This window comes from Belliella marina, assembly GCF_042682445.1.
Classification (GTDB): Bacteria; Bacteroidota; Bacteroidia; order Cytophagales; family Cyclobacteriaceae; genus Belliella; species Belliella marina.
Genome location: NZ_JBHUHR010000005.1, coordinates 78,063 through 103,846, shown reverse-complemented (window position 1 = coordinate 103,846; position 25,784 = coordinate 78,063). Strand labels below are relative to the sequence as shown.

General features: G+C 41.3%; 22 protein-coding genes. 7 read left to right on the top strand and 15 right to left on the bottom strand.

Translation table 11 applies throughout. The features are described 5' to 3' along the window. Positions 1-383 precede the first annotated feature (383 nt). The 6 genes from cysM to ACFSKL_RS02730 all read right to left on the bottom strand — a co-directional run bounded on the left by cysM (position 384) and on the right by ACFSKL_RS02730 (position 9,552). Positions 384-1,262, bottom strand: coding sequence for a cysteine synthase CysM (gene cysM / locus ACFSKL_RS02755; RefSeq protein ID WP_376883328.1), 879 nt, complete (start codon positions 1,260-1,262; stop codon positions 384-386). 20 nt (positions 1,263-1,282) lie between these two features. After that, positions 1,283-2,119: a serine O-acetyltransferase EpsC gene (gene epsC, locus ACFSKL_RS02750; protein WP_376883326.1), complete on the bottom strand. Its 837-nt coding sequence runs from the start codon at positions 2,117-2,119 to the stop codon at positions 1,283-1,285. 21 nt (positions 2,120-2,140) lie between these two features. Continuing rightward, positions 2,141-2,710: a hypothetical protein gene (locus tag ACFSKL_RS02745; protein WP_376883324.1), complete on the bottom strand. Its 570-nt coding sequence runs from the start codon at positions 2,708-2,710 to the stop codon at positions 2,141-2,143. After that, entirely contained in the window at positions 2,688-2,978 is a 291-nt protein-coding gene (locus ACFSKL_RS02740) for an FtsB family cell division protein (protein ID WP_376883322.1), read from the bottom strand. The genes ACFSKL_RS02745 and ACFSKL_RS02740 overlap by 23 nt, the downstream gene beginning before the upstream one ends. 269 nt (positions 2,979-3,247) lie before the next feature. After that, positions 3,248-3,991, bottom strand: a complete 744-nt coding sequence (gene yaaA / locus ACFSKL_RS02735; RefSeq protein WP_376883320.1) for a peroxide stress protein YaaA — start codon at positions 3,989-3,991, stop codon at positions 3,248-3,250. A gap of 20 nt (positions 3,992-4,011) precedes the next feature. Further along, on the bottom strand, positions 4,012-9,552 hold the full coding sequence (locus ACFSKL_RS02730; RefSeq protein WP_376883318.1) for a hypothetical protein: 5,541 nt from the start codon (positions 9,550-9,552) through the stop codon (positions 4,012-4,014). 83 nt (positions 9,553-9,635) lie between these two features. On the opposite strand from ACFSKL_RS02730, the gene ACFSKL_RS02725 reads away from it, so the two are divergent. Beyond that, the gene (locus ACFSKL_RS02725) at positions 9,636-10,685 is read left to right on the top strand and encodes a PorP/SprF family type IX secretion system membrane protein (protein WP_376883316.1); all 1,050 of its coding nucleotides are present in this window, start codon (positions 9,636-9,638) and stop codon (positions 10,683-10,685) included. Between the two features lie 45 nt (positions 10,686-10,730). On the opposite strand, the gene ftsY is transcribed toward ACFSKL_RS02725, so the two are convergent. From ftsY to ACFSKL_RS02700, 5 genes are all read right to left on the bottom strand, one after another. Next, the gene (gene ftsY, locus ACFSKL_RS02720) at positions 10,731-11,690 is read right to left on the bottom strand and encodes a signal recognition particle-docking protein FtsY (RefSeq protein ID WP_376883314.1); all 960 of its coding nucleotides are present in this window, start codon (positions 11,688-11,690) and stop codon (positions 10,731-10,733) included. A 93-nt stretch (positions 11,691-11,783) separates the two neighbouring features. Beyond that, entirely contained in the window at positions 11,784-11,936 is a 153-nt protein-coding gene (locus ACFSKL_RS02715; protein WP_376883312.1) for a DUF4295 domain-containing protein, read from the bottom strand. Positions 11,937-11,979: 43 nt separating this feature from the next. After that, the gene (rpmG, locus tag ACFSKL_RS02710) at positions 11,980-12,162 is read right to left on the bottom strand and encodes a 50S ribosomal protein L33 (RefSeq protein ID WP_014770901.1); all 183 of its coding nucleotides are present in this window, start codon (positions 12,160-12,162) and stop codon (positions 11,980-11,982) included. Positions 12,163-12,193: 31 nt separating this feature from the next. Next, positions 12,194-12,436 (bottom strand): 50S ribosomal protein L28, encoded by a 243-nt coding sequence (gene rpmB, locus ACFSKL_RS02705; protein WP_014770902.1) that lies wholly within the window; start codon positions 12,434-12,436, stop codon positions 12,194-12,196. A 935-nt stretch (positions 12,437-13,371) separates the two neighbouring features. Beyond that, on the bottom strand, positions 13,372-13,539 hold the full coding sequence (locus ACFSKL_RS02700) for a DUF5522 domain-containing protein (protein ID WP_376883309.1): 168 nt from the start codon (positions 13,537-13,539) through the stop codon (positions 13,372-13,374). Between the two features lie 89 nt (positions 13,540-13,628). On the opposite strand from ACFSKL_RS02700, the gene rocD reads away from it, so the two are divergent. Continuing rightward, positions 13,629-14,903, top strand: a complete 1,275-nt coding sequence (rocD, locus tag ACFSKL_RS02695) for an ornithine--oxo-acid transaminase (protein ID WP_376883304.1) — start codon at positions 13,629-13,631, stop codon at positions 14,901-14,903. A 432-nt stretch (positions 14,904-15,335) separates the two neighbouring features. On the opposite strand, the gene ACFSKL_RS02690 is transcribed toward rocD, so the two are convergent. Continuing rightward, positions 15,336-16,484: an alpha/beta fold hydrolase gene (locus tag ACFSKL_RS02690; RefSeq protein ID WP_376883302.1), complete on the bottom strand. Its 1,149-nt coding sequence runs from the start codon at positions 16,482-16,484 to the stop codon at positions 15,336-15,338. Between the two features lie 206 nt (positions 16,485-16,690). Between ACFSKL_RS02690 and ACFSKL_RS02685 the strand changes: the two genes are divergently transcribed. The 4 genes from ACFSKL_RS02685 to hemB all read left to right on the top strand — a co-directional run bounded on the left by ACFSKL_RS02685 (position 16,691) and on the right by hemB (position 20,739). Next, positions 16,691-17,341, top strand: a complete 651-nt coding sequence (locus ACFSKL_RS02685; protein ID WP_376883300.1) for an HAD family hydrolase — start codon at positions 16,691-16,693, stop codon at positions 17,339-17,341. A 361-nt stretch (positions 17,342-17,702) separates the two neighbouring features. Continuing rightward, on the top strand, positions 17,703-18,914 hold the full coding sequence (locus ACFSKL_RS02680) for a porin (protein ID WP_376883298.1): 1,212 nt from the start codon (positions 17,703-17,705) through the stop codon (positions 18,912-18,914). Between the two features lie 301 nt (positions 18,915-19,215). Further along, positions 19,216-19,731, top strand: a complete 516-nt coding sequence (locus tag ACFSKL_RS02675; protein ID WP_376883296.1) for a TlpA family protein disulfide reductase — start codon at positions 19,216-19,218, stop codon at positions 19,729-19,731. Positions 19,732-19,767: 36 nt separating this feature from the next. Then, positions 19,768-20,739, top strand: a complete 972-nt coding sequence (hemB, locus tag ACFSKL_RS02670; RefSeq protein WP_376883294.1) for a porphobilinogen synthase — start codon at positions 19,768-19,770, stop codon at positions 20,737-20,739. A 342-nt stretch (positions 20,740-21,081) separates the two neighbouring features. Here hemB and dnaK read toward each other — a convergent pair whose 3' ends face one another. Together dnaK and ACFSKL_RS02660 are read right to left on the bottom strand one after the other, a co-directional pair. After that, on the bottom strand, positions 21,082-23,001 hold the full coding sequence (gene dnaK, locus ACFSKL_RS02665; RefSeq protein ID WP_376883292.1) for a molecular chaperone DnaK: 1,920 nt from the start codon (positions 22,999-23,001) through the stop codon (positions 21,082-21,084). A 90-nt stretch (positions 23,002-23,091) separates the two neighbouring features. Continuing rightward, positions 23,092-23,220 carry a hypothetical protein gene (locus ACFSKL_RS02660; RefSeq protein ID WP_376883290.1) on the bottom strand — a complete coding sequence of 43 codons (129 nt, stop codon included), beginning with the start codon at positions 23,218-23,220 and terminating at the stop codon, positions 23,092-23,094. Between the two features lie 299 nt (positions 23,221-23,519). Here ACFSKL_RS02660 and ACFSKL_RS02655 point away from each other — a divergent pair, with 299 nt between their 5' ends. Then, on the top strand, positions 23,520-24,323 hold the full coding sequence (locus ACFSKL_RS02655; protein WP_376883288.1) for an MOSC domain-containing protein: 804 nt from the start codon (positions 23,520-23,522) through the stop codon (positions 24,321-24,323). Between the two features lie 149 nt (positions 24,324-24,472). Here the strand turns inward: ACFSKL_RS02655 and ACFSKL_RS02650 are convergent, their stop codons facing one another. After that, the gene (locus ACFSKL_RS02650; protein ID WP_376883286.1) at positions 24,473-25,777 is read right to left on the bottom strand and encodes a DUF4302 domain-containing protein; all 1,305 of its coding nucleotides are present in this window, start codon (positions 25,775-25,777) and stop codon (positions 24,473-24,475) included. Positions 25,778-25,784: the final 7 nt, after the last annotated feature.

Here is a 25,784-nt window from a genome sequence, read left to right as displayed (position 1 = left end):
AGTTCGTATATAAGCTAAACAGAAGGTATTTCGGTGAAAAATTATTCGACAGATTAATTATTGCAGCAATTCAACACTACGTGTAAGATTGTGGGGAGTCATATTAAGTAAAATCGAATATTATTTTTACAATCCCGGGGCAGACTAATGTTCCGGGATTTTTTTGTGAATACCAAAAGATGAATATGTAGGAAAATTGCTTTTAAGCCAATACCAGACAGAATCTGGACCTTGTGGACTTGGTGAAACCTTAGTGGACTTGGTGGTAAAAAAAACTTTACCACAAGGAACACAAAAGCATTAAACTAAAAGCTTCGCCTAAAAGCGAGAGGTTCTCCCTCCTGCTTGGTACATAAACTTGGCAGCAGATAACTATACAATTCTCACCCAAATAGATCAGAACTCAGGTAACGGTCCCCACGATCACAGGCAATACAAACTATCAGCCCCTCAGATATTTCAGAGGCGACCTGTATTGCCGCACACAATGCCCCACCACTACTCATCCCAGCAAGGATCCCTTCTTCCATTGCCATTCTCCGTGTCATTAAAGTAGCATCCTCCTCACTCACATCTATAATTTTATCTACGCGCTTGGGATCAAATATCTCCGGCAAAAACTCAGGTGACCATCTCCTGATACCCGGAATGCTTGATCCGTCAGTAGGCTGTGTACCTATGATTTGTATGGCATTATTTTTCTCTTTGAGAAATTTAGAAACTCCCATAATAGTCCCGGTGGTCCCCATCGCAGACACAAAATGTGTCACTTGTCCATTGGAATCATTCCATATCTCAGGCCCCGTGGATTTATAGTGGGCGAGGTAATTATCTTCGTTTGCAAATTGGTTCAGCATAAAAAACTCTTCCTCATCAGCCATTTTCTCTGCCAATTGCCTGGAATACTCAATGGTTTTATCAGCTGGGGTAAGGATTACTTTTGCACCATATGCCTCCATAGACAATACCCGCTCTTTGGTAGAGTTGTCGGGCATGATCAGCGTCATTTTTACCCCGAGCAAATTCGCTACCATCGCCAAGGCTATTCCGGTATTACCACTTGTAGCCTCCACAAGACTATCTCCCTCTTTGATATCACCTCTATCCAAAGCAGATGAAATCATATTGTAGGCAGCCCTATCCTTGACGCTTCCAGCTGGATTTTGTCCTTCCAATTTGCAAAAAATCTTGACCTTGGGATTGGTGGGAATCGCATTCAACTCCACCATGGGGGTACTCCCTATTAATTCAAATAATTTCATTTTTCTTGATTAAGCAAAACCTATTCTGAATCATTCCTGAAGACATACATATCGGTCTTTTCAGAATCGGCATCATACATTCTTGCTTGATAGTAAATTTTACTGTTTGCCGGCACTGATCTGGTTAACCAGACGTTTCCACCAATGATGGAATTCTCCCCGATTACGGTATTTCCTCCCAATATGGTGGCTCCTGCATAGATCACCACATTATTTTCGATGGTCGGATGGCGCTTGGTGTCAGCATCCTCCTTGTGCACACTCAATGCGCCCAGTGTCACTCCCTGATACAATTTTACATGATTGCCTATGACCGTAGTCTCTCCAATCACCAATCCTGTACCATGATCTATGCAAAAGTGATGTCCAATACTTGCTCCCGGGTGGATATCTATCCCTGTTCTGCTATGCGCAAATTCAGTGATGATCCTCGGGATCATCTTGATTCCAAGCAAATACATCTCATGGGAAACCCTATATGCGGCAATCGCATAAAAACCTGGGTAACATCTCAAAATCTCAGCTCTGGACTTGGAAGCAGGATCCCCTGTAAACATCGCATCAACATCCTGATGAATCAAATCAAATACTTCCGAAAGGCTTTCAAAAAACCTGGCGCTTAGCGCATCTCCATCACCTTGATGTAAATGTTTGTTTCTTCTCAAAATATCAGAAAACTGTAACTTTAAAGCTTCTAAATTCTCCCCTATTTCCTCTTTGTCCCGCATGATGTTCAACGCATATTCAGGAAAAAGCAAACCCAACAAGCTTTCAAAAAAAGTCTGGATGAGCTTTGGTGAAGGGCATTCCGGGCAATCTTGATGGGATTTGTATATTTTGTCAATCAAATTTTTCATGCTGTTTGGAGTGATTTCAAATCATAGAACAAAACCCACCCGAATCACATAAGGTTCATTATAGGGTGATCTTAAATTATCGTGGAGTAGATTGTACAAAAACGTAAAATTAGCCCCGCCTCGGTTACCAAATGGAACAAAATATCCTGCACCTACAAAAAAGGCAGGCACCCATTCCCTTCGATACTCCAAAGTACTTCTATTATACAAATCAAAATTCAACATTTCGAACTCCGTATGTGCGAAGATACTGGGGAACACATTGTATCTCAAAAAAGTACGTCCTCCATATAAACTTCTATTGCCTGTAGAGTTCCCAACAAAACGTCTATCATCAAAATACTGATAAGTAGCACCAACACCTCCAGAAAACTTATCTGTTATCATTGCTCCCACCAGAGGGGATACATCCACAAAGGTGATTGTACCAAATTGCATGGCTAGATTTCCTCCGTAATACAGTCTGTCCTTAAGTGGCGGATTACTTTCGGTATCAATTTCCCGCTGTGCCTGTGCACCGAAACTCAAACAAAAAAATAAAGCTAGGAGAAGGAATGTGTAGTGTTTATTATTTGTCTTGGATAATAACATAGAGGTCTTCAGTTTTCTTTTTCATCAAATACCTTTCACGGGCAAACTTCTCAAGAAGTTCGTAATTGCTCATCAATTCTTCCCTGTCTTGCTTGATTTTTTCTTTTCTCTCCAAGAGAAATTCCTTTTGATTCTCCAATTCCTTCACTTTGGAATTCAACTTGAAATGGGAAAAAATATCATTGGAATCTATGAATATCATCCACAGGACAAACAATGCCGTGAAGACGAAATAAAAATTCTTGGTGTATTTTAGGTATTTGTTCATTTTTGAAAAGCCTAATATTAAACAAATATAGAAAATTCATGACTATAGATAAAAGAAGAATCTCTTTTAAATCAGATTGGTCCCATTTAACAACTCCACGTCTACATCACCCCTCTACTGTCCTTTACCTAATACAATCGAATTCCCCAATAATTGGCCCTGAATATTTCAACTTTATTTCTACCATATTTCTATGGTATATCTACTTTATTTTCTCACTATTTCTATTTTATTCATACCTTATCCCAACCACACACAGCTTTCAAAAATCACCTCACAAACCTCCACTCAGCCCCATCACCAAACAATTCATAGCCTGCCTCATTGAAAGTTTTCAATTGCTCTGGGTCATTGATTCTATTTTTGATAATAAAGTCTGTCATCATCCCTCTTGCTTGCTTTGCAAAAATGCCTACAATCTGATATTTACCATTTTTGTATTCCTGAAAAACAGGGGAAACGACTTTTGACTTTAGAGCATCTTGATTGACCGCCTTGAAGTATTCCTGTGATGCCAAATTAACGATAGGCTCACCATCCGCTGCGGCATTGATAGCTTTCGCAATCCTGTTGTTCCAAAACTCATACAGGTTTTTACCCTTCTTGTTTTCCAATTTAATCCCCATCTCCAATCTATATGGCTGTATCAAATCCATCGGCTTCAATAAACCATACAAACCTGACAATATCCTGAGGTGGATTTGGGCAAACTCAAAATCCTCTCTGGAAAAATTATCCACATCGATCTTGGTATAAACATCCCCTTTGAATGCCAGTAAAGCCTGTTTGGCATTCTCTGTATCAAAAGTTTTTTTAAACTCTTTGTATCTCTTTTCATTCAAAGAAGCGATATTTTCGCTTACTCCCATGAGTTTCCTAATATCATCAGTACTCTTTTTCTTCATGATAGACACCAACTCAAAAGTTTCTTTTTGAAAATCAGGTGTCGTAAAAACTTCCACTTCGGTACTCGACAAATCCAAAGTCTTGGCAGGTGATATCAATGTAAGCATATATTATAAATTATTCTAATCTATTCGATGACCAAGATCGCTTCCCTAAGCGTCCTTGTAATATTCTGGTTGTTACTCCTAAACCGTACAACCACCGGATATGTTCCAATCGGGACAATCTCTCCATTCACTTTTCCATCCCATGGGCAGTATCCAGTTGTCGTGTCTCTTGGCAGGTTACTTTCTTCACAATAAAAAATCAACTCTCCCCATCGATTGTATATAAACACTGCCAATTCGTCAATAAACTCATTGGTATAAACCACAAAACCTTTGTTTCCAGAAGGATGACTTGGATTCATGGCATTGGGAAATCTAATCAACAGGTTGCATTCTTCCACAACATCAAATTCGACTTCTTCCTCACAACCCAAATCATCAAACACTACAAGTCTGTATCGCCCTTCTTCTGTAGGGGTAAATGTAGGTTCTGTTGACACAGGAAGTTCTTCTCCTGCTTTGTACCATTCATAATTCTCATATTGTCCCGGGTCGATTTCAGTCAAGATATTTTCCAAAGCACAAATAGTATACGACTCCAGCAACACCGGACTTTCCAAGTCTGACTGCCTGATTGAAACCTGCTCCCTACCTACTACACATCCGAAATCATTCCTGATCACAAATTCATACAAACCATCTACTGTAGCGGTATACACACTTGAATCTTCAAATTCCGTAAGGGGAATCCTGTTGGTTCCTTCAATCCTGAACCACTCTATGCTTGTGTTATCCAAATCTCCACTGATGGTAATTGTCGTAAAGGGATCTTCGGCACAAAAAGGAAGTACCTCCACCTCATAATCCAGTTCATTTTCAAATTCCTCAACTGTAAACGGTATGGGAGGTGTCGGGCAATTTGACCCTACCCTAGGCTGTACGTCCAATGTATAATCACCAGCCCCAGAAGGGTTGAAAACCTGGCTCCTTCCCACCACATCCCCATTTGCATTTCTCCAGAAGAAAAACACATCAGCAGGATCAGTTCCATTCAGAATTGCTTCATACGACACCCCTGTCACACAATCCACTTGGGGTTCGGAAAGATCAAATTGAATGGCATCATTGATGGTCAAATCGATGGTCCTTTCTCTTGGACAAGCATCTCCATCCTGTCCTTCTGCATATACGGTATAGACTCCAGTAGTCAGCAAGGTATAGATACCGTCTGCATCTGGAGCTACAAGTCCATCAGGTCCCTCTACTTCATAGGTTAAGTTTGACTGACTCAAGGGTTCAAATTCAAAAATCTCACAGGCCACGACATTCGAAGGGACTGAAAAATCAACCAAGAATCTTCGCTGAACAACTACTTCTCCAACAGGTACCGCACAGCCAGTTGCATCCTCAATTTGAACCTCATACTCACCATGCCTCAAACCTTGGATAAGGGTACTTTGTCCTGCAAGACTTCCTGTAAGCTCTTCCCCATCTCCCTGACGGGTGATGGTATAGGTATAGGTGCCTGTTGGGGGGGCATTCAATGCTATTGTAATGGATCCCGGTAAAATTTCATTTACCCCACATGCTTCACCAGTACTCTCCAAAACCACATCTTCAAGCTCAGCAGGTGGGCTTGCATTAGAAATAGTGGCAGTTTGGGTAAGCTCGCATCCGAAAGCAGTTTCTGCCCGGATGGTATAGTTCCCCGGATCGAGATTCTCAAAAACAGGAAGAATTGTTCCCGCAGAAATATTCGTAAAAGAATCCCCTGTTTCCAACACCTCAATCAATGCTACATCAACCAAGACAGTAACTTCAAAGCTACCCTCTGGATTATCGCAGTCGGCTTCTGGAATCAAGTAGACTATTTCAAAATCCGGCAATGGAAACACCTCCAACTCTAACACTTTTTCTACCATACAACCTGGTACAATCGGATCTTCTGTGATAAAGATGATCTCGTACTGACCAGGGCCTGGCAAATCCTGAGAGGGGGTAATTTCGAGTTCAAATGCTTCACCTACCGGAAACTGAACCCTATCAGGAGAGCCTACAAGCTGATAAAACCACTCTCCCGACACAGGGGTATTTGGAGCAAAAACCACCAATGATTCATCATGACAAACCTCTTCGGCAGTCTGTGTCAGTTCAAATTCAAAAGCAGGACCAACAAAAACCGATCTTGTAGCTGGACAAGCATCAAAAAACTCTTCGTCCTCATTGGTATTTCTAAATGATACCGTCACGGTATAAATACTTTCCTCTTCTACTGTAATTTCATTGGAATTCTCATCACCAATTTGGAATCCAGCCGCATTTCTCCATTCAAAATCATAGAGTCCCTCTGCTGGATCATAGCCATCTATTGCGGTCAAAGTAACAGGAGTGCCGCTACAGAGAGTCACATCATCTTCCAAAGTGATCGCAGGTGGCGCAACTACCAATACCTCCCACTCGCCTTCGTAATACGCTGCGTCACCACACCTATCTACCAGCAAGGCAACAGTAAACAAGCCATCCCTTTGGAAAAAATATGTCAAAGTCTGATTCTCTTCACCTGGGCCTCCCCCTTCAAAGACCACCTCTCCATCTTCATGGGTAATCGTCCAGAAGTAACTGTCAATATCCGGTTCGCCAGCACCCTCAAAGAGACCTTCCGCACCATTCTCTGGATCCAAGCATAATCTTTCCGGGCCTGATATTTCCGGTTCGGGAATACTGCTTCCCGACTGCTGTACAAATGACGGGAGTCCCAAATTAGAGCTTGTTCCCGGCAATAATTGAAAACCATCTGTCGTACCAGTACTTGGCGTACACAAACTTCCAGGCTGGATTGTTCCCAAGAAATTCTGCCCCGGCCTTGCCACATAGATATCTCCCATAGGTCCCATTTGGATCGCTCCAATCGGCCCATTGATCCCCAAATCATTTCTGGAATCCAATATACACTGTGCTCTTTGTGCACTTGTAGTGGCAGACTCGAAACATTCCCCACAACTCAAATCATCATCTTCATCTTGTGATGTGGGGCTTTGGATGGTAAACTCCTCCACTTTTCCTCCATTTCCAGTGTAAGTGACGAAGATCCTATCGCTGTCATTTGAAAACTCCACTCCATAAACATCGTCTCCATTACAATCCAGATCCACCAAAGCATACTCCGTCAATCGCCCTGTACTTTGGTCAAAATCAAAAAGCTCCACCCTGCTACAGGCACCGTCTTGGATGGTCACCGCCACCTTCGATCCATCAGGGCTAAACTTCATACCTCCAACCCCAGTATCAAATCCATGGGTAGAGCCAACAGAGGAGAATACAGGTGGCCCAATCCCAAACCCATTGACAGGATAAGCCCTAAATGTATTGTTTCCCAATTCATGGAAAAGTACCCAGGTAGTATCCCCCGCTGCAAGTGCCGCAGAATGCTCTGTGGAAGGGCTGAACAAGAAATTGTCTTTTGTTACTACATTCCCAACACCTGTAGGGTTCTCAGATTTGATATCTACCAGGGAAAATTTCACCTGATTGCTCCCGTCAGCTGCCGTAGATGTTGTGAAAAGATAAAAAATCGTCTCGTCTTGGGGAATAGGGACTGCCAAAACACCTTCCGAGGCCTGGTTACTCCCTCCAATATCTTCGCCATTTTCCATGACATCACCGTTCAGATCCCAAACAGTGGACCCATCAGTGTAGAACAATACTTGCCCAGTTTCATCTGAAATGGTTGTAGTGCCTGCGGGAATATTTTGCGGATGCGTAACTGCCCTTGGTATAGGGCCATTTGGATCATCTGGGTCTGGATTGAAGTCCATCCCAGCGCCATCCCCAAAATACCAGACATTATTACTCTGATCATCCAAATCCCAAATCCGCACCCGGATACTTGCATAGGCATAGCAAGAAGACCCCTCTTCCCTAACCAACGCCCAATACAATCCAGGCTCACAAACTTCATTTGGCTCCTCTCCCATCCAACCTCTATCACGCTTATTTGACCAAAAATATTCAAAATTACCGCCACCTCCAGGTCCACCGACTCCACCACCACCAGGCTGTCCACCTTGCCCCTCTTCTCCCTGCTGAGCTTCCAAAAGCGGCATCAAATCAATACAGTTTGGCGCACAAATAGTGGTGTCTTGGGGAGAAAAATTAGCTTCCAGATCATTCTCCAATAGATTGATTGTTTTGGTCACTTGCCTTGTAGTCCCATCCGCAAATGTCACTACAAGCGTTGCTGTCACACTTTGATCAGCGGTCGCCTCTGCCGGCAAAAGCAAATGTTCCTGATTGAAATCAATTTCTATTGGATCCCCATCTTCATCTGTCAGTACCGGCTCAAAAGACCACTCGAAACTTACAGGCCTATAGTTCAAAGGTGTGATGCTGCTTGTAAGCTGGACAGGATTGTTACTACAGGGTTCTTCTGGCTCCCAAGTAAAATCCACATCTGCTTCAACATCTGCATTGGGCGCAAACTGTGGAAAAATCCTGCCACAAAAATCCACCCCATCAAACGGATCTTCATTTATTTCCAATTCATCTAAATCTTCTTCATCGGGATTATCTACCCTTCCGATAAGCTGAGGACCACCTTCTACTTCTTCATAGATATAATACAACCTGCCATCTGGCCCCACCTTGATATCATAAATATTAAAAATTTCATTTTCCAAAGGAATCAATTCAGGTTCGGCATCCAGATCGTTTGTGGGAACTCTAAACAATTCATTTCCCCTCGAAAAGTAAACAAACGCTCCATCAGGGCTAAATGAGACACCTTCGATGGCATCATCCCCACCTGATTGGGAAACCGTGCTGACAGCTCCGAAACTGCCCGTGGCAGTATCATAATCTATCAAAATCAGATCTTCATTAGGGTTCTCCGGGATCAGCATCAACTGTCCAGTTTCCTCATTGAAGATGATGGCTTTCGGAGTAAAGGGAATGTTAATATCATCAGTATCAGTAAAATCACCTTGGGTATCCTCTATTCTCTTTGAAACCAAATTCCCTCCAGAGAAGCTAATCAAATAGGAAGGTGATTGTGAAGACTTGATTACGGCGATTGCACCGCTGGCCTGACCGATATTTTGGTTCAGAGTAATCACCTCACCCAAAGGAGGTTGATTTCCCGCTGCTCCACCAAGAGCATTCATATCCACGACAGAATAGAGCAATTGCCCTGCCGGGGAAATGTGAAAAGTGTAGAACAACCTATCTCCATCTGGATCATAGCCCAAGGTACCAATGGCAACCTGTTGCCTTCCATCAATATTTCCATTGATCCCATTTGGCGCCCCTTGCATTTGCAGATCGTCCGAGTTATATACCAACTCCCCATTGGTATAAAAAATAACATTCCCAGTGATGGGGTCTATTGCTATTGCATTGTTGTTTTCTCCCACCACAATAGACCCAGGCAAGGTTCTTACAACAGGATCTTCCCCTCTCCCAAAAGACAGGTAATTGTTTTCCTGTCCCGAACCACAGTACCCAAAAATCCACTCATTGTTATTTACACCTTGTGAAAAACCACTTTTTATGGAAAATATGCATGTCAGCACACATAAAAGTGTGAAAATCAAATTAAACTTTATAGATTTAAAGGGGCTTTTCATATTTTACATTCCGAAGGTAAAACAAGGCTAAGTCATCAACGTTTACCTAATAAATTGGATATCTTAAATAAACGAACAAAAACTTGATTAGGTCTCATCTATTCCTTCTTTTTTTCACATGCTCATGTATTTTTATTGTGGGATCTTCCAATGCGCAAGACCCGCAATATAGTCAATATTATGCAGCGCCTTTATATTTGAATCCTGCTTTTACAGGTTCAGAACAGGCTACACGTATTGGTGCAAACTATAGAAACCAATGGCCGGGAATGAATGCACAGTTTACCACCTTCTCTGCATACATTGACACGTATCTTGATGACTATAACAGCGGGGTCGGTCTCCTTGTCATGAATGATGTCGAGGGAGCCGCCCAATTAAGGTCTACTACTATTTCAGGGCTATATTCCTACGAACTAAGAATCGGACAAGGTGCTTATTTCAGGCCGGGATTTCAGGCAAGCTACATCAGACGGGACATTGGTTTTTATGAAAATCTGATCTTCGCCAATCAAATTGACCCTACCGACCCATTTGGACCCACACTCCCCGGTGATGAAATCCCCGGTCTGGGAGAACCAGTCAACTTGCTTTCACTGTCTTTGGGAGGCTTGTTTTTTACAGAAAAATTTTGGCTGGGGGCATCTGTCCACCACGTCAACCAACCCAACCAATCTTTTATCGACAATGGGATAAGCAACCTTCCTATGAAACTTTCGCTTCATACCGGCTATAAGATTTCTTTGGGATCTGGTGGGTACAGAAATGATTTCACCCACATGTTCAAGGAGCGGTATTTTGTACCTACAGTCAATTACAAAAGGCAAGGTCCCTTTGAACAGCTAGATGTCGGAGCTTATTTATTTATGGAGCCAATTATTTTTGGGCTTTGGTATAGAGGCTTACCCTACAAACCCGTAGAACAACAAAGTAATCGTGATGCCATCGTCATGATGGTAGGCGTCAACTTGCTTTCGGGCTTGAACATGGGCTACAGCTTTGATTACACTGTATCCAATTTGGGCATACAGTCTGGAGGGGCTCATGAGGTCAGCATCTCCTATGTTTTCCCCAGCCAAAACCAAGGAAAACCTAGAAGAAGAGACACTATTTTGCCATGTCCTAAATTCTAAAAAAGGATATTAAAAGATTAAAGCAAAGACTACTGTTGACGAGATTTACTTTTTCTTCTTGAAAAGAGAATCCACAAACTCCTTTCTGTTGAAAACCTGCAGATCTGTCATTTTTTCCCCGACACCGATGTATTTTACTGGGATTTTGAATTGATCAGAAATTCCGATTACAACGCCACCTTTTGCTGTCCCATCCAATTTGGTGATCGCAAGTGCATTGATATCAGTAGCCTTGGTAAATTCCTTGGCTTGGAGGAATGCATTCTGTCCAGTGGAACCATCCAAGACCAGAAGAATCTCATGAGGCGCATCTTCGATGAATTTTTGCATGACCCTTTTTATCTTGGTCAATTCATTCATCAAATTCACTTTTGTGTGCAGTCTACCTGCTGTATCTACGATCACTACATCAGCATTCATCTCGACTGCTTTCTTGACTGTATCAAAAGCAACAGAAGCCGGGTCGGTGTTCATACCGTGGGATATCACAGGCACATCGACTCTATTCCCCCAAAGGATCAATTGGTCAACAGCCGCAGCCCTAAAAGTATCGGCAGCTCCAAGTACTACTGATTTCCCAGCTTGCTTAAACTGATGGGCCAATTTACCGATTGTGGTAGTCTTTCCCACTCCATTCACGCCCACCACCATGATGACATATGGCTTTTTGTCGGCAGGGAGATCAAAGTCAGCCAGATCAACACTTTGGTTTTCTTCCAGTAATCCCACCACTTCTTCTCTGAGAATAACATCCAGCTCGGCAGTATTTACATATTTATCTTTTGAGACACGCTCTTCTATCCTTCTGATGATTTTGATTGTAGTATCCACACCTACATCAGAAGTGATCAGAATTTCTTCCAGTTCATCGAGTACAGCCTCATCAACTTTAGATTTGCCAACTACGGCTTTGCTAAGTTTTGTTAAGATATTATCACTTGATTTCTGAAGACCTTGATCAAGACTTTCTTTTTTCTCTTTGGAGAAGAAGCCAAAAATTCCCATAACATTTACAATTTGAGCCCGAATATAATAAAAAAGTCCCTCTAGAGTCGTACTCAGAGGGACTTTATATTTGCATAATGATGCAAATCGTAATTATTTTTTCAAGGTTTCCTGAACCATAGTGGTTGGAACCATCTCTTCTCTGAAGGTGTAAGCTCCGGTTTTTTCAGACTTGACAGCCTTGATAACCTTAGCGTAAGTTACACCACCTTCTTTCTTCAGGGTTGCTACTACTTTCTTAGCCATATCTTTGAGGTTTTATATATTGCCTTTCGACAACAGTCCTAGATTATTTAATTTCTTTATGAACCGTTACTTTCTTCAAGATAGGGTTGAATTTTTTCAATTCCAATCTCTCAGTTGTATTCTTACGGTTTTTTGTTGTGATGTATCTTGAAGTACCTGGAACACCAGAAGCTTTGTGCTCTGTACATTCCATAATCACTTGTACTCTGTTACCTTTCTTAGCCATCGCTCTGATTTTTTATAAAGAGTAAATCTTATTATTTAATGATAATGAAACCTTCGTTTTGAGCTTTTTTCAAAACTGAACTGATACCATTCTTGTTGATGGTTCTCAAAGCCTTTGAACAAACTTTCAATGTGATCCAAGCATCTTCTTCAGGCACATAGAAAGATTTCTTATGTAAGTTTGGAAGGAATTTACGCTTGGTCTTGTTGTTCGCATGCGATACATTGTTACCTACTTGAGGTCTCTTACCGGTGATGTCACAAACTTTTGCCATGATATATGATCGTAATATTTAAGACGTTTTTATAATTGAGTCTGCAAATATCGGAGTTTTTGCTGAATTACCAAAACCAACATTCAAAATAATTCCGTAAAGTTTTAAAAATGTGGATGATTAGGGGAAAAAGACAAAAGATTCAAGACAATAGACACAGGACGCATAATTCTTGGTGGGGAATAAGTTATTGGTTGATTAGGTTGATAAGGGACTAGGATGCTAGTAGTATGATTAACACTAAACAACTATCGACTAAAGACCGATAGGTTTGGTTTCGCCTAAAGAAGACTAAAGTGAACCCGAGACTTTGTGTTCCTTTGTAAAAAACTTGGTGATCTTTGTGGTTATAATTTTTACCACAAAGGTCACCAAGTAAAAACACCAAGTTCACAAAGAAAAAACACTAAAGTCTCCGCCTAAAGGCCAGCCCCCCCCCAAGATTGATACATTAATTAGTAATTAAAGAGTACAAGCAACATGAAGTTCTTCCCCAAGTTCTGTGTCCCCACAGAACTTTAGCTATTAGACAGATTGGTTTGTAAGGACACAAGCCACAGTAAAATCGAAAAGTCAAAGACTGATATATGCTTTGCGATATAATAGAAATAAGCCTTCGGCGAAATATTTGATTCTCGTATTGGATGAGAGCTGTTAGGTTTTTTAAAAGCCGACAGTTCTTTTATAAAGTTGATTTGTCTGACTTTCCCCCGAAGTCTTGTGCCCCACTGACCTTTTGCTGTCAAATAGAGATTAAATAAGAATTGACAGATGAGAAGAGACATAAAGTCTGCCCAATGGATATTGGGGATTCAAGTGGTTATTAAAGATATGGCTAAAGCCAATTTTTTAGCATTACTTTTCTTAAGGACGGGCTAAAGCACCATCCCATTTGATAATCTTCCAATTTTATAATTCTTCAACCCCTTATTTCTTCAACCTTTTGCCTCTTCCTTATATGGACAATGCTTGCAGCCATTTCCGCAGCAATAGCCTCTTCTTAGATGATATTGGGCGGTGAACACCATCATCCCATTAGAATTCAAGTAATAATCCCCCGGTATGAGTTTCGTCGGTTCAACTGGCTTCTTTTTTGAATTCATTCTTTATCCTCTATCGCTTTTACTATATTTGTGAAAGACGCTTAACCTTTTCACACAGCTAAATTTAAAGCTGTAAAATTACAAATTTTATGATGGAAACAATAAATTCAAGCAAGCAGGCCATTGAACTGGAAGATAAATATGGGGCACATAACTACCATCCACTCCCTGTAGTCTTATCAAAAGGAGAGGGCGTATTCCTATGGGATGTAGAGGGAAAAAGATATTTTGACTTTCTTTCTGCCTATTCGGCAGTAAACCAAGGCCACTGCCACCCTAGGATCAAAAATGCGTTGATTGAACAAGCTGGCACATTGACATTGACATCCCGTGCTTTTTTCAATGATGTGCTTGGCCCCTTTGAGAAATACATCACATCCTATTTTGGATTTGACAAAGTCCTGCCGATGAATACCGGAGCTGAGGGAGTGGAGACTGCTTTGAAGATCGCCAGGAAATGGGGCTATGAAAAAAAGGGGGTCGCCGAACACGAGGCTGTGATCGTAGTGGCTGAAAACAACTTCCATGGAAGAACAACTACTATCATCTCTTTTTCAAATGATGAAAATGCCCGCAAAAACTTCGGCCCATACACGCCGGGTTTTGTAAAGATACCTTATGATGATATTCCTGCTTTGGAAAAAGCTTTGGAAGATAAAAATGTGGTCGCATTTCTAGTCGAGCCTATCCAAGGTGAAGCAGGAGTCTATACACCTGCCGAAGATTTTATCAAAAAAGTATCTGAAGCTTGCAAAGCCAAAAATGTACTTTTCATCGCCGATGAAATCCAAACTGGTATCGCCAGAACGGGCTCCCTACTAGCCGTATGTGGAAACTGCACCTGTGAGGCACATTGCGAAAAGCAGTCTAGCTATACTCAGCCTGACATGCTGATTTTGGGCAAAGCCATTTCTGGTGGATTCTATCCAGTGTCAGCTGTCCTTGCCAATAATGACATCATGAACGTCATCAAACCGGGACAGCACGGCTCTACTTTCGGAGGTAATCCACTTGGAGCAAAAGTAGCAATCGCTGCCTTGGAAGTGGTAAGAGACGAAAAACTTGCCGTTAATGCGCGAAAACTCGGGGGAATTTTCCGAGAGAGAATGCAAATTTTGGTGGATAAATACAGCATTCTGAAGTTGGTAAGAGGCAAGGGCTTGCTCAATGCCGTTGTAGTCAACGACTCTGAAGACAGTTCCACTGCCTGGGACATGTGTGTAGCCCTGAAAGACAATGGGCTCTTAGCAAAGCCAACCCATGGCAATATCATCCGTTTTGCTCCACCTCTGGTGATGACCGAGGAGCAACTGCATGAGTGCTGTGATATTATCGAGAAGGTGGTGAAGGAATTTGATAATTGAAATAATCTCCAGTGAAATATAACTACGCTGATGTCCATCACTTTGATCAGATTGATCTTTGATGAAATAAAGTAGAAATATGGTGGATATACAGTTGAAATAGGATTGGAATATGGGAGATATAATCTGAAAGAGAACTCTGAATGGAGTGCCATGGTAATTTTAAACCATGGCATTCCATCTTAACTAGGGATACATCCTCCGTTATTTTTTGAATGTGTTATAATGCTGAGAGTATTAATACCTTCAGCTGAAAAATTACAACACCCCAAAACCCCATTCTTCACAGTGTTTTACAAAAGAAGAAAACTTACCACAAAGAGCTCCAAGGTTGCACAAAGGACACAATGGCATTGATTCATTAGTGAACCTCGTGAAAACTTTGTGAACTCCGTGGTTAAAATAACAACTATCTGATGGCTAAATCAATCTTCAATGAATCAATCCTTTGGATTGGAGATTTTCGAAAGCGTTGATCTGCCCTTGTACATCATTGCCGAAAAAACTTTGGAGCACTTGAGTCCATTCTGATTGTGCATACAACTTATGTAACGCATGGGCATCTTTGATATAGAGCATGGTAGGGTTTGGAATGAATTCTGCCAAGCCTTCAAATGTCTTTGGATTGATGATCAGGTTTTGGGTCGAACAAACCATCATCAATTTTCCGGAGAACTCGGTCAACCGATCATAATGCATGCCTACAAACTCAAATGGATTGTTTAAATATGCTTCCCAAAGCTCTTGGCTATTGTTATTCATCCACCGAATGACCTTGGGAGTAGATCGGGATGACAAGTGGTCATATAAGTAGTTTCGGCTATGTTCAAAAAGACGGACTTTTACAGCTATCTCATTTAAATGATCCTCATTGATATCCGGGATTAAATATTGCCAGTTATTAAATTGAAAAACCTTGTTTTGCATGACTAGTTTCTTCCTCCTAGAATCATCGAAAGGCTGGTCTAAACCAACATACCAAGCGAACTTAATCCATTTTTCCAGTGAATATAATTCTTGAATCACATCACCAAGGAATTCAAATGGTCTAAAGTTCATATTCCTCTGCAAATCAAAAAGAAGAGGATTGATGATAATCATTTTACCAACTTTATCTGGAAAAACACTGAGATAATGAAGCGCTATACCTGAGGCACTTGGATAAGCAATCAGATGGACCTGCCCATCCCCCAAAACCTCTTTCCTCCACCAAGCGAGATCTTTGGCTTGCTGATCTATGTTCAACCATTTGTAGGCATTGGACCAGTTCCTTTGCCCAGTATAGTTTACAAGCTGGCTTACTTCCTGAGACTTTGATCTCCCTTGAAAATACACGACGTTGTACTTTTTGGATAAGTCCAGCTGTGGCAAAAAGTTCATAAAACACCCATCCAAGGCATCCGACAAAACTACGATTGTTTCTTTGTCAGGATCAAAACCATTTACAAATGCATACTCTACTTTGATTTTTACACTGTTGGCATCATTGTGATCCAAGGGCACTAAAACATAATCAACTTCTGCTCCAAGTGTTGCTTGGACAGTCAAGGTAATCATAAATAATAAGCCAATTATTTTCATAGAGTATAAGTACAGCGAACATAAGCACAATTCTTGTTTTATGGTTTAATCTAAAGTTAATTCTAGTTAAGCGTACCAATGAAGGATCAAAATCTGGAAAATGCAAAGATGCAAACAATTAAAACGAAACTGTTTCCCCAACATCCTGTGGCATTTCGGTTGTATGCTTTACCTTTGCACCAAATCAAAACCAAACCTATTAGCCCATGCAAAAAGCAATAATTTTCGATATGGACGGAGTGATCTGCCACACCAACCCTTTTCATTCCATGGCATTCAAATCATTTTTTGCCAAAAGAGATATGCAGCCAACAGAAGAGGAATTTGCCGAGCACATGTATGGCAAAAGCAATTCATATATCATGAGCCATTTTTTCGGCAGAAAAATAGAAGGCGAAGAATTGCTTCAGCTTGAAGACGAAAAGGAGAGCCTGTTCAGGGAAATCTATGCCGACAAGATCATCCCAATAGCTGGATACCTGGAATTCTTGGACACCATCAAAGCAAAGAATATCCTGACCGGAGTAGCTACTTCAGCACCATTGGCAAACTTAGAGTTGATAGCAGGCAATCTTTCTCTTCTGAATAAAATGGAGTCTGTCTTGGCAAGTGAAAATGTCAGCAAACACAAACCTGATCCTGAAGTCTACCTCAAATCTGCCGATAACCTAAAAGTATCTCCCAAAAACTGTATCGTATTTGAAGACTCATTCTCTGGTGTAACAGCCGCTTTGAATGCAGGCATGAAGGTAGTCGGTGTACTTTCTTCACATACCAAAGATGAGCTTCCACCTTGCGACCTATACATCAATGATTACAAAAACCTCAAACTGGAAACTGTTTTGGATTTGTTTTAATATTCCAAACCACCTCCCAATCCTTCAAGGAGTTTGAACCTATTTCAGAAACCCAACCCTTCAAGGGGTATTGAACCCTTGAAGGGTTTATTTATTGCCTTCACCGAAATTTACTTAACAATTTTTTGCCCTTAATTTAATGTTTGAGTTTCCTTAACATTTTGGTAATAATGGAAACCAGTATAAAAATGGTATTTACTATTGTTTTTCAAGCTTTTGGATCCCACATCTCTCTACCTGTGTCATACAATAGGGAAATCACATAACAAATATTTAATTTCTCCATCATCATAAAGAAATATTGGCTTACCACCTTTGTAGCGCTGTACAATACTTCTTATTATTAAAACCCTTTCTGGTTATGCGAAGCAAAATCGCTATGGTCATCGTCTTAGGATTGATGGTCTTCTCCAAGGATGTTTTTGCAAGGGACATTCAACGAGATTCAACCGCAACGGAAGAGGTTCAAGCAACTTTGAAAAAAAGCTGGTTTGAATCCATTCAATTGCGTGGCTATGCCCAATTACGGTACAACCGATTATTGGAAACCAATCCCGACTTATCATGCGATCAATGTGACAAGTCTTGGGGTGACAATGGTGGCTTTTTCTTCCGACGAATCAGGCTTGTTTTTTATGGACAAATCCACGAAAGGGTCTATTTCTATATCCAACCAGACTTTGCCTCAGGGGGAGGTAATTTCGCCCAAATCAGGGATGCCTATTTCGATCTAGGCTTAGACCAGAAACAGGAATTCAGGCTCAGAATAGGTCAAAGCAAGGTTCCATTTGGCTTCGAAAACCTTCAATCCAGCCAAAACAGGACTCCCCTCGACAGAAATGACGGACTCAACTCCGCAGTAGCCAACGAACGTGACATAGGAGTGATGTTCTATTATGCTCCTTCGGTGATCCGAAAGAGGTTTAGCTATCTGGTTTCGTCAGGCCTAAAGGGCTCGGGAGACTATGGTGTATTTGGCTTTGGACTTTACAATGGACAAACAGCCAACCAGCCTGACAAAAACAATTCACTACATGTTGTATCGAGATTGACCTATCCTTTTGAATTGCCATCTGGTCAAATCTTCGAAACCTCCTTCCAAGGCTATACAGGAAAGTTTGTCATCAACAGAAATCCACAGACTGACTTTGACCAGACAGAATTCAAAGAATACAGGTATGGGCCAAGCTTTATCCTGTATCCCCAGCCATTTGGAATCCAAGCTGAATTCAACTGGGGGCGAGGTCCGGAATATGACCCGGAAACAAATACGGTAAACGACGCACCTTTGGAAGGTGGTTATGTTTTGGCTTCTTATTTTCTAAAGAAAGGAAAAGATATCTTTATCCCTTTCACAAGATACCATTATTATAAAGGTGGAAAAAAACACGAATTGGATGCTACCAAACACCGCGTAAAAGAAATGGAGATCGGCATGGAATGGCAACCTCATAAAAACTTCGAACTTGTCGCCATGTACACCATATCAGACAGAACCTTCGAAAACTCCCTGAATCCAAACAACAGACAAAAAGGCTCATTGTTAAGACTACAAGCTCAAATCAATTTCTAAATTTGATTTGAGCTTGCCGCAGGGAGCGCAAGGGTACGCAAAGTTTTAACACTCCGCACTTCATCTAAAAAACCCTTTGCGGCACTTTGCGACCTTCGCGGCAAACCCATTTCAGAAAAAAAAACTGCAATAGAAAGCGCAAGCACACACAAAGATTAAATGCTACGACCTTACCTAAAAATTCCTTTGCGCTACTTCACTACCCTCGCGGCAAACCCAGCCCAAAACATAATTTAACGGCAAGCTTTTTTATTTTCGCACATTTGAATATATATTTAGTCACAACTAAACAAATATTCAAATGAAAGCACTTGCAGGTTTTGTATTGTCCCTATTTATTTTTCTTTATTCCAATACTGAAAAAACATCCTCGAACTTCAAAGAGGACTTCAACAAAACCTTGAGAAAAAGTTCTGGAATTCCCGAATTGGCACAGGGCGAAGCAGCTGTCATCAATGTCTGGGCGACTTGGTGTGGCCCATGTATTCAAGAAATCCCGGAAATGAATGAAATTGTCCATGATTACAAAGGGGAAAACGTAAGGTTTATCGCATTTTCTGAGGAGACGGAAAAAGTCTATGAGACCTTTTTGAAGAAAAGAAAAAGTTTCCAATTCGACTATGAACTGAGTTTCGGCAACAAAGCAGCGACAGCATTGCTCAAGTCTTTGGACAAAAGTGATTACAAAGGCAGAGCCATTCCCCTACATGTACTGATCGACAAAAATGGAGAGGTAGCAGATGTCTTTGTAGGTGCCTCCCCCATCAATATCCAAAAAATAAAAGGTTTTTTGGAAGCAAATACATCCTCAGAATAATGTTGTTAACTTTGCAGCAAAACGACACCCACAATCATGCAAAGAAGACCGAGAAGAAATAGAAAATCCCAAGCCATCCGCAATATGGTGGAAGAGACGAGACTTTCTGTCAAAGACTTTATATTCCCAATGTTCCTGATCGATGGAATCAACCAAAAGATTGAAGTAGCTTCCATGCCGGGGATTTACAGATATTCACTGGACTTGATGCTGAAGGAAATCGAGGAATGTGTCAACCTTGGCATCATGGCATTTGATATTTTCCCTGCTTATCCCGAAAGCAAAAAAGACAAATATGCTACGGAAAGCCATAATCAGGAGACTTTTTATCTCAAAGCCATCCATAAAATCAAGACAATATTTCCGGAAGTGGTTGTCATGACGGATGTTGCCATGGATCCATATAGTTCTGACGGACATGATGGCTTAGTGGAGAATGGAAAAATCCTCAATGACGAAACGTTGGAGATTTTGGGAAAAATGTCCTTGGCACAAGCACAAGCCGGAGCCGATATTCTAGGTCCATCTGATATGATGGATGGAAGGGTTGGTTTCATCAGAGATATTTTGGATGAAAATGGCTTCACTGATGTGTCTATCATGTCCTACACTGCCAAATACGCTTCGGCATTTTATGGACCATTCCGTGACGCATTGGATTCCGCACCAAAATCAGGAGACAAGAAAACCTATCAAATGGATGCTGCCAATTACTATGAAGCTTTGGTAGAGGCTGATTTGGATACGGAAGAAGGAGCTGACTTTCTAATGGTGAAACCCGCCTTGGCTTATCTTGATGTGATTCGACTTTTGAAAGACAATTCCAATTTGCCGATTGCTGCATACAATGTAAGTGGAGAGTACGCTATGATCAAAGCCTCTGCTGAAAAAGGCTGGCTGGACGGAGAACGTGCCATGCTTGAATCCCTTCTCAGTATCAAGCGGGCTGGAGCGAATGTGATTTTGAGTTATTTTGCAAAGGAGTTTGCTTTGATTACCAAGGATTAGAAGATTGTGGAATTTTAAACTTGGAAGATTGGAAAATTTTAAGATTTTGGGGATAATTTTTTGGCTAAAGCCTCTTTTCATTATTGATCATTTTTTTCCTCCAGCTAAAGCAGGAGGCAAAGCAAAAGGAGAAAGCTATTTTCAATGAATTGGGATGGCGCTTTAGCCCATTCATTAGAAATACAGGACTAGATTAGGGGGCTTTAGCCAAATCTTTTCAATTTGTCTTTCTATTTGCTCTGGCTCTTGATTCTTATGTCTTGTGTCTCAAATCTCATATCTAAAAAAAGGCACCCATATCAAATACAGGTGCCTTTTTTATTTACCAAAAGCTAAACTAGCTTATTTTTTATCCTCAGATACTTCTTCGTAATCTACATCAGAAACACCGTCTCCAGCTTCAGCCGAACCTCCGGCGTTTGCTTCAGCTCCTGGTTGTGCACCTTCCGCTCCGCCGGTAGCATTGTACATCTCCTGGGAAGCAGCTTCCCAAGCTTTGTTCAAGCCTTCCATGGCTCCGTCGATTCCTGCCAAGTCTTGGGACTGATGTGCAGTTTTCAATGTTTCCAAAGCAGATGAGATATTCGCTTTATTACCATCGGAAAGCTTGTCACCATATTCTTTCAACTGCTTTTCAGTTTGGAAGATCAAGCTATCAGCTCCGTTCAGTTTTTCGATTTTCTCTTTCTCTGCTTTATCTCCGGCAGCATTTGCTTCTGCTTCTTTCTTCATTCTTTCAATATCATCCTGAGACAAACCTGAAGAAGCTTCGATCTTGATTTTCTGCTCTTTTCCTGTGCCTTTGTCTTTTGCAGATACATTGAGGATACCATTCGCATCAATATCGAAAGTCACTTCGATTTGCGGAACACCTCTTTGTGCAGGCGGAATATCACTCAATTGGAACCTACCGATAGACCTGTTGTCCTTCGCCATTGGTCTCTCTCCTTGCAATACATGGATATCAACCGCAGGCTGGTTGTCTGCTGCAGTAGAGAATACTTCTGATTTTTTGGAAGGAATGGTCGTGTTGGATTCGATCAATTTGGTGAAAACCCCACCCATGGTTTCGATACCAAGAGAAAGAGGAGTCACATCAAGCAACAACACATCCTTAACCTCACCAGTCAATACACCACCTTGGATTGCAGCACCGATAGCTACTACTTCATCAGGGTTTACACCTTTTGAAGGCTTCTTGCCAAAGAATTTCTCTACTTCTTCCTGGATTTTTGGGATTCTGGTAGAACCACCTACCAAGATCACTTCATCGATATCAGAAGCAGAAAGACCTGCATCCTTCAAAGCCTTGATACAAGGATCCATAGATCTTCTTACCAAACTTTCAGAAAGTTGCTCAAATTTTGCTCTGCTCAATGTTCTCACCAAGTGCTTAGGACCTGATTGTGTCGCAGTGATGTAAGGCAAGTTGATCTCTGTAGAAGAAGAGCTTGACAATTCAATTTTCGCTTTCTCAGCTGCTTCTTTCAATCTCTGAAGTGCCATAGGATCTTGTCTAAGATCGATTTGCTCTTCAGACTTGAATTCGTCTGCAAGCCAGTTGATGATCACTTGGTCAAAGTCATCACCACCTAGGTGAACATCACCGTTGGTAGATTTCACTTCGAATACACCGTCACCCAATTCCAAGATAGACACGTCAAATGTACCACCACCAAGGTCATACACTGCGATTTTCATATCTTGGTTTTTCTTGTCCATACCGTAAGCCAATGCCGCAGCAGTAGGCTCATTGATGATTCTTTTCACTTCCAGGCCTGCGATTTGTCCAGCTTCTTTGGTCGCCTGACGCTCTGCATCGTTGAAGTAAGCTGGTACGGTGATGACCGCTTCAGTTACTTCCTGACCCAAGAAATCTTCCGCAGTACTCTTCATTTTCTGAAGAATCATTGCCGAAAGTTCCTGTGGTGTATATGATCTGTCACCGATTTTAACGGCAACTGTATCGTTAGAACCTTGTTCTACTTTGTAAGAAGCATGTTTTTTATCTTCTGAAACTTCAGAAAACTTCTTCCCCATAAATCTTTTTACGGATGAAATAGTATTTGCTGGGTTTGTGATTGCCTGACGTTTTGCAGGGTCACCTACTTTTCTCTCTCCATTGCCGTTGTCCAAGAATGCCACGATAGATGGCGTGGTTCTTCTACCCTCACTGTTTTGGATGACCACTGGCTCATTCCCTTCCATTACAGCAACACAAGAGTTCGTAGTACCCAAGTCTATACCTATGATTTTTCCCATGATTATATATTTTTTATTTTTTGATTACTGATTTTTGAACTACAAATATCCTATTGGCAAGGGTTGTGCCAAGGGAAAACCCGTGGTAAATCACGTCAGATTGTCAGTTTGGAATGTCAAAACAAAAGGCGAAACCTGACATGCTTTTCCAAAACCATAAAAATCCCATGACAAAAACTGCATCCAATCCAAGTATTTTACAACAATCAACCATGCCATGCAACCATTTTATCAAAATACGTATCTTAGTAGTATGATTCGGAATAATTTGGCAAAACGTAGAAAAGAAAGAAAAAGATGGGCAGTCGTTTTTCTTATTTGCTTGGCCACAGCCTTATTCTTTTCTTATGAGCCAACAGAAAGTGATTTTTTGGGAAGGATATCCAACCCGATAGACTTTTTGAAAATGGAACAGGAAAACCAATTTTATAGAATAATCACAAAAATCTTCCCCCCGGAATTACCTGAAAGATTCAAAAGATTGTAACTTGATGATCAATTCTTTTTAAAACCAGCATATGTATTTAAGTGACATTTATATCTACCCTATCAAATCATTGGGAGGCATCAGGCTACCGGAGGCAATTTTGGAAGAAAAGGGCCTGCAGTATGACAGAAGATGGATGCTGACAGATGCATCTGGGAAATTTATGTCCCAAAGAAGCACCCCCAAACTCTCCCTGCTTCAAGTAAGCCTTTCAGAAAGCGGTCTGGAAGTACGGCACAAGCAGGATGAAACCATCCACATTTCTATACCTTTTGAGCCAAAAAGCACCGAAAAAAAAACAGTCACCATCTGGGATGATGGCGTAGAAGCACAGCTTGTGGATGAGGAAATCAGCAATTGGTTTAGCACCCAACTTGAAATACCCTGTGACTTGGTAATCATGCCGGAGAGCACCCAAAGAAAACTGGACGAAAAATACGCCGTCAATGGAGAGTCCGTCAGTTTCGCAGACGGGATGCCTTATTTGCTGATAGGTCAGGGATCTTTGGATGACCTGAATGAAAAGCTGGAAGACCCTGTGCCCATGGATCGGTTTCGGCCGAACCTGGTTTTTTCGGGTGGAAAAGGTTTTTCGGAAGACAGTTGGGTACAAATCCAAATAGGCTCTGCCCAATTCAAGATTGTCAAACCTTGTGCCCGCTGTATCATGACGACAATAGACCAAGAAACTGGCAACAAAGGCAAAGAACCGCTCAAAACTTTAGCAGGCTATAGAACAATAGGTAAAAAAGTCATGTTTGGACAGAATATGGTGCTTTTAAAAGGTTATAAAATCCGTATCGGAGACGAACTGAAGGTTATAGAAGAAAAATAGGAGACCATGGACTGATCACTGAATTAGGAAACCTGATTTTCAAACACAGCTAATTATCAAGAATACTTCTTTAGTTATTATTCCACACACAATAAAAAAATGGGGCTAAAATTTTAGCCCCATTTTCTATTCTCCAACACCTATTTTTACTAGAACGTACCATAGAAATATGAACCTGGATCATCCACGACTACCAGTGCGCCATATAGATTACCATCTCCAGCTGCCCAATCTATCTTGAATGTATTAGATTCGAAGTAGTTTTTGATAGCTGCCAATCCACTGCCTACCACATTCGTATTGTTGTCCTGTGCCATAAATTCAAACGATAGGTTCCCTTCATCATCCGTGAGGATTCTATAGGTAGTCCTTGCGTTGAAATTACTGCCGGCAACATTGTTATATGCAAAGTTGAGAATTGCTTCATTGGTATTTGTGAAAGTGAACTCCACCCTATTCAAGTTTCTACCTGCCAACCCAGCAAGTCCCGCTTTCCCAGCTGCAAACACATCCAAAAATACTGACGGCAATGGACTTACTGTCGAAGGATTGTATGTAAGCATGGTATATTGTTTGCCGTACCCCAAAAGGGTAGCCAAAGGAATAATTGGTGTAGGAGAAATACTAAAATACAACTTTTCCCCTTCTATCAGCAAGTAGAAATTCTCTTTCTCCACATCCCAAATAATATCTCCAAACGCCTTCCCTTCATACTCTAGCGTATCCCCTAAAGACAAACCCTCCAGCGTAAAAGCAAATTTTCCCTCAAGGGAAACGCTTTGACCATCCCCATCAATATAACTTAGTTGGAATGTCTTGTTGGACAAGGAAATATCTACAGCTTGTCTAATCCCATCACCAAAATCTACATACGGGAAACCATTCCCACCCAAATAGTTTCTGGTGATGCTGAACATTGTAGAAATCTCGCCGTCCTTCCATGCTGTAGCCTGAGCCGATGTTGCCGCATACAATGTCATTTTACTCCCTTTCTTCACTCCTTCCAAATCAATTTGGCCACTGGAAACGGATACAGTCGCAAATTCAAAATCGGAATCAAGCCCAGAACCCCTAGTCCCGCCATTGATGCTCTCATCCGGATCTGCAATCAGGTGGATATAATTGTAAGTATCAAAAATAACAGTCGGTCTTTGCAATGCCTTCAGCCTGTAGGTACTTTCCCTTGTCTCTGTAGCAGTTTCATCGCTGAAATCGGAGAGCATCTTCACCCTTCCGTTTGCCCCAAACTCAAAGAAAAACGAGAAACCTTTGCCTCCAGATGGATACATCCTTCCAATCCATCCGTTGTCAGCACTTTGCAACACCTCTTGCAATTCTTCCAAATTGGCAATCAACCTCTCGTCAGGGTTGTCCAATACCAGCTCCTCCTCCAAGTCGCAACCAAACAATCCTAAAACAAAAAGGAATGAATATATATATTTAAGTTTTTTCATGACTATC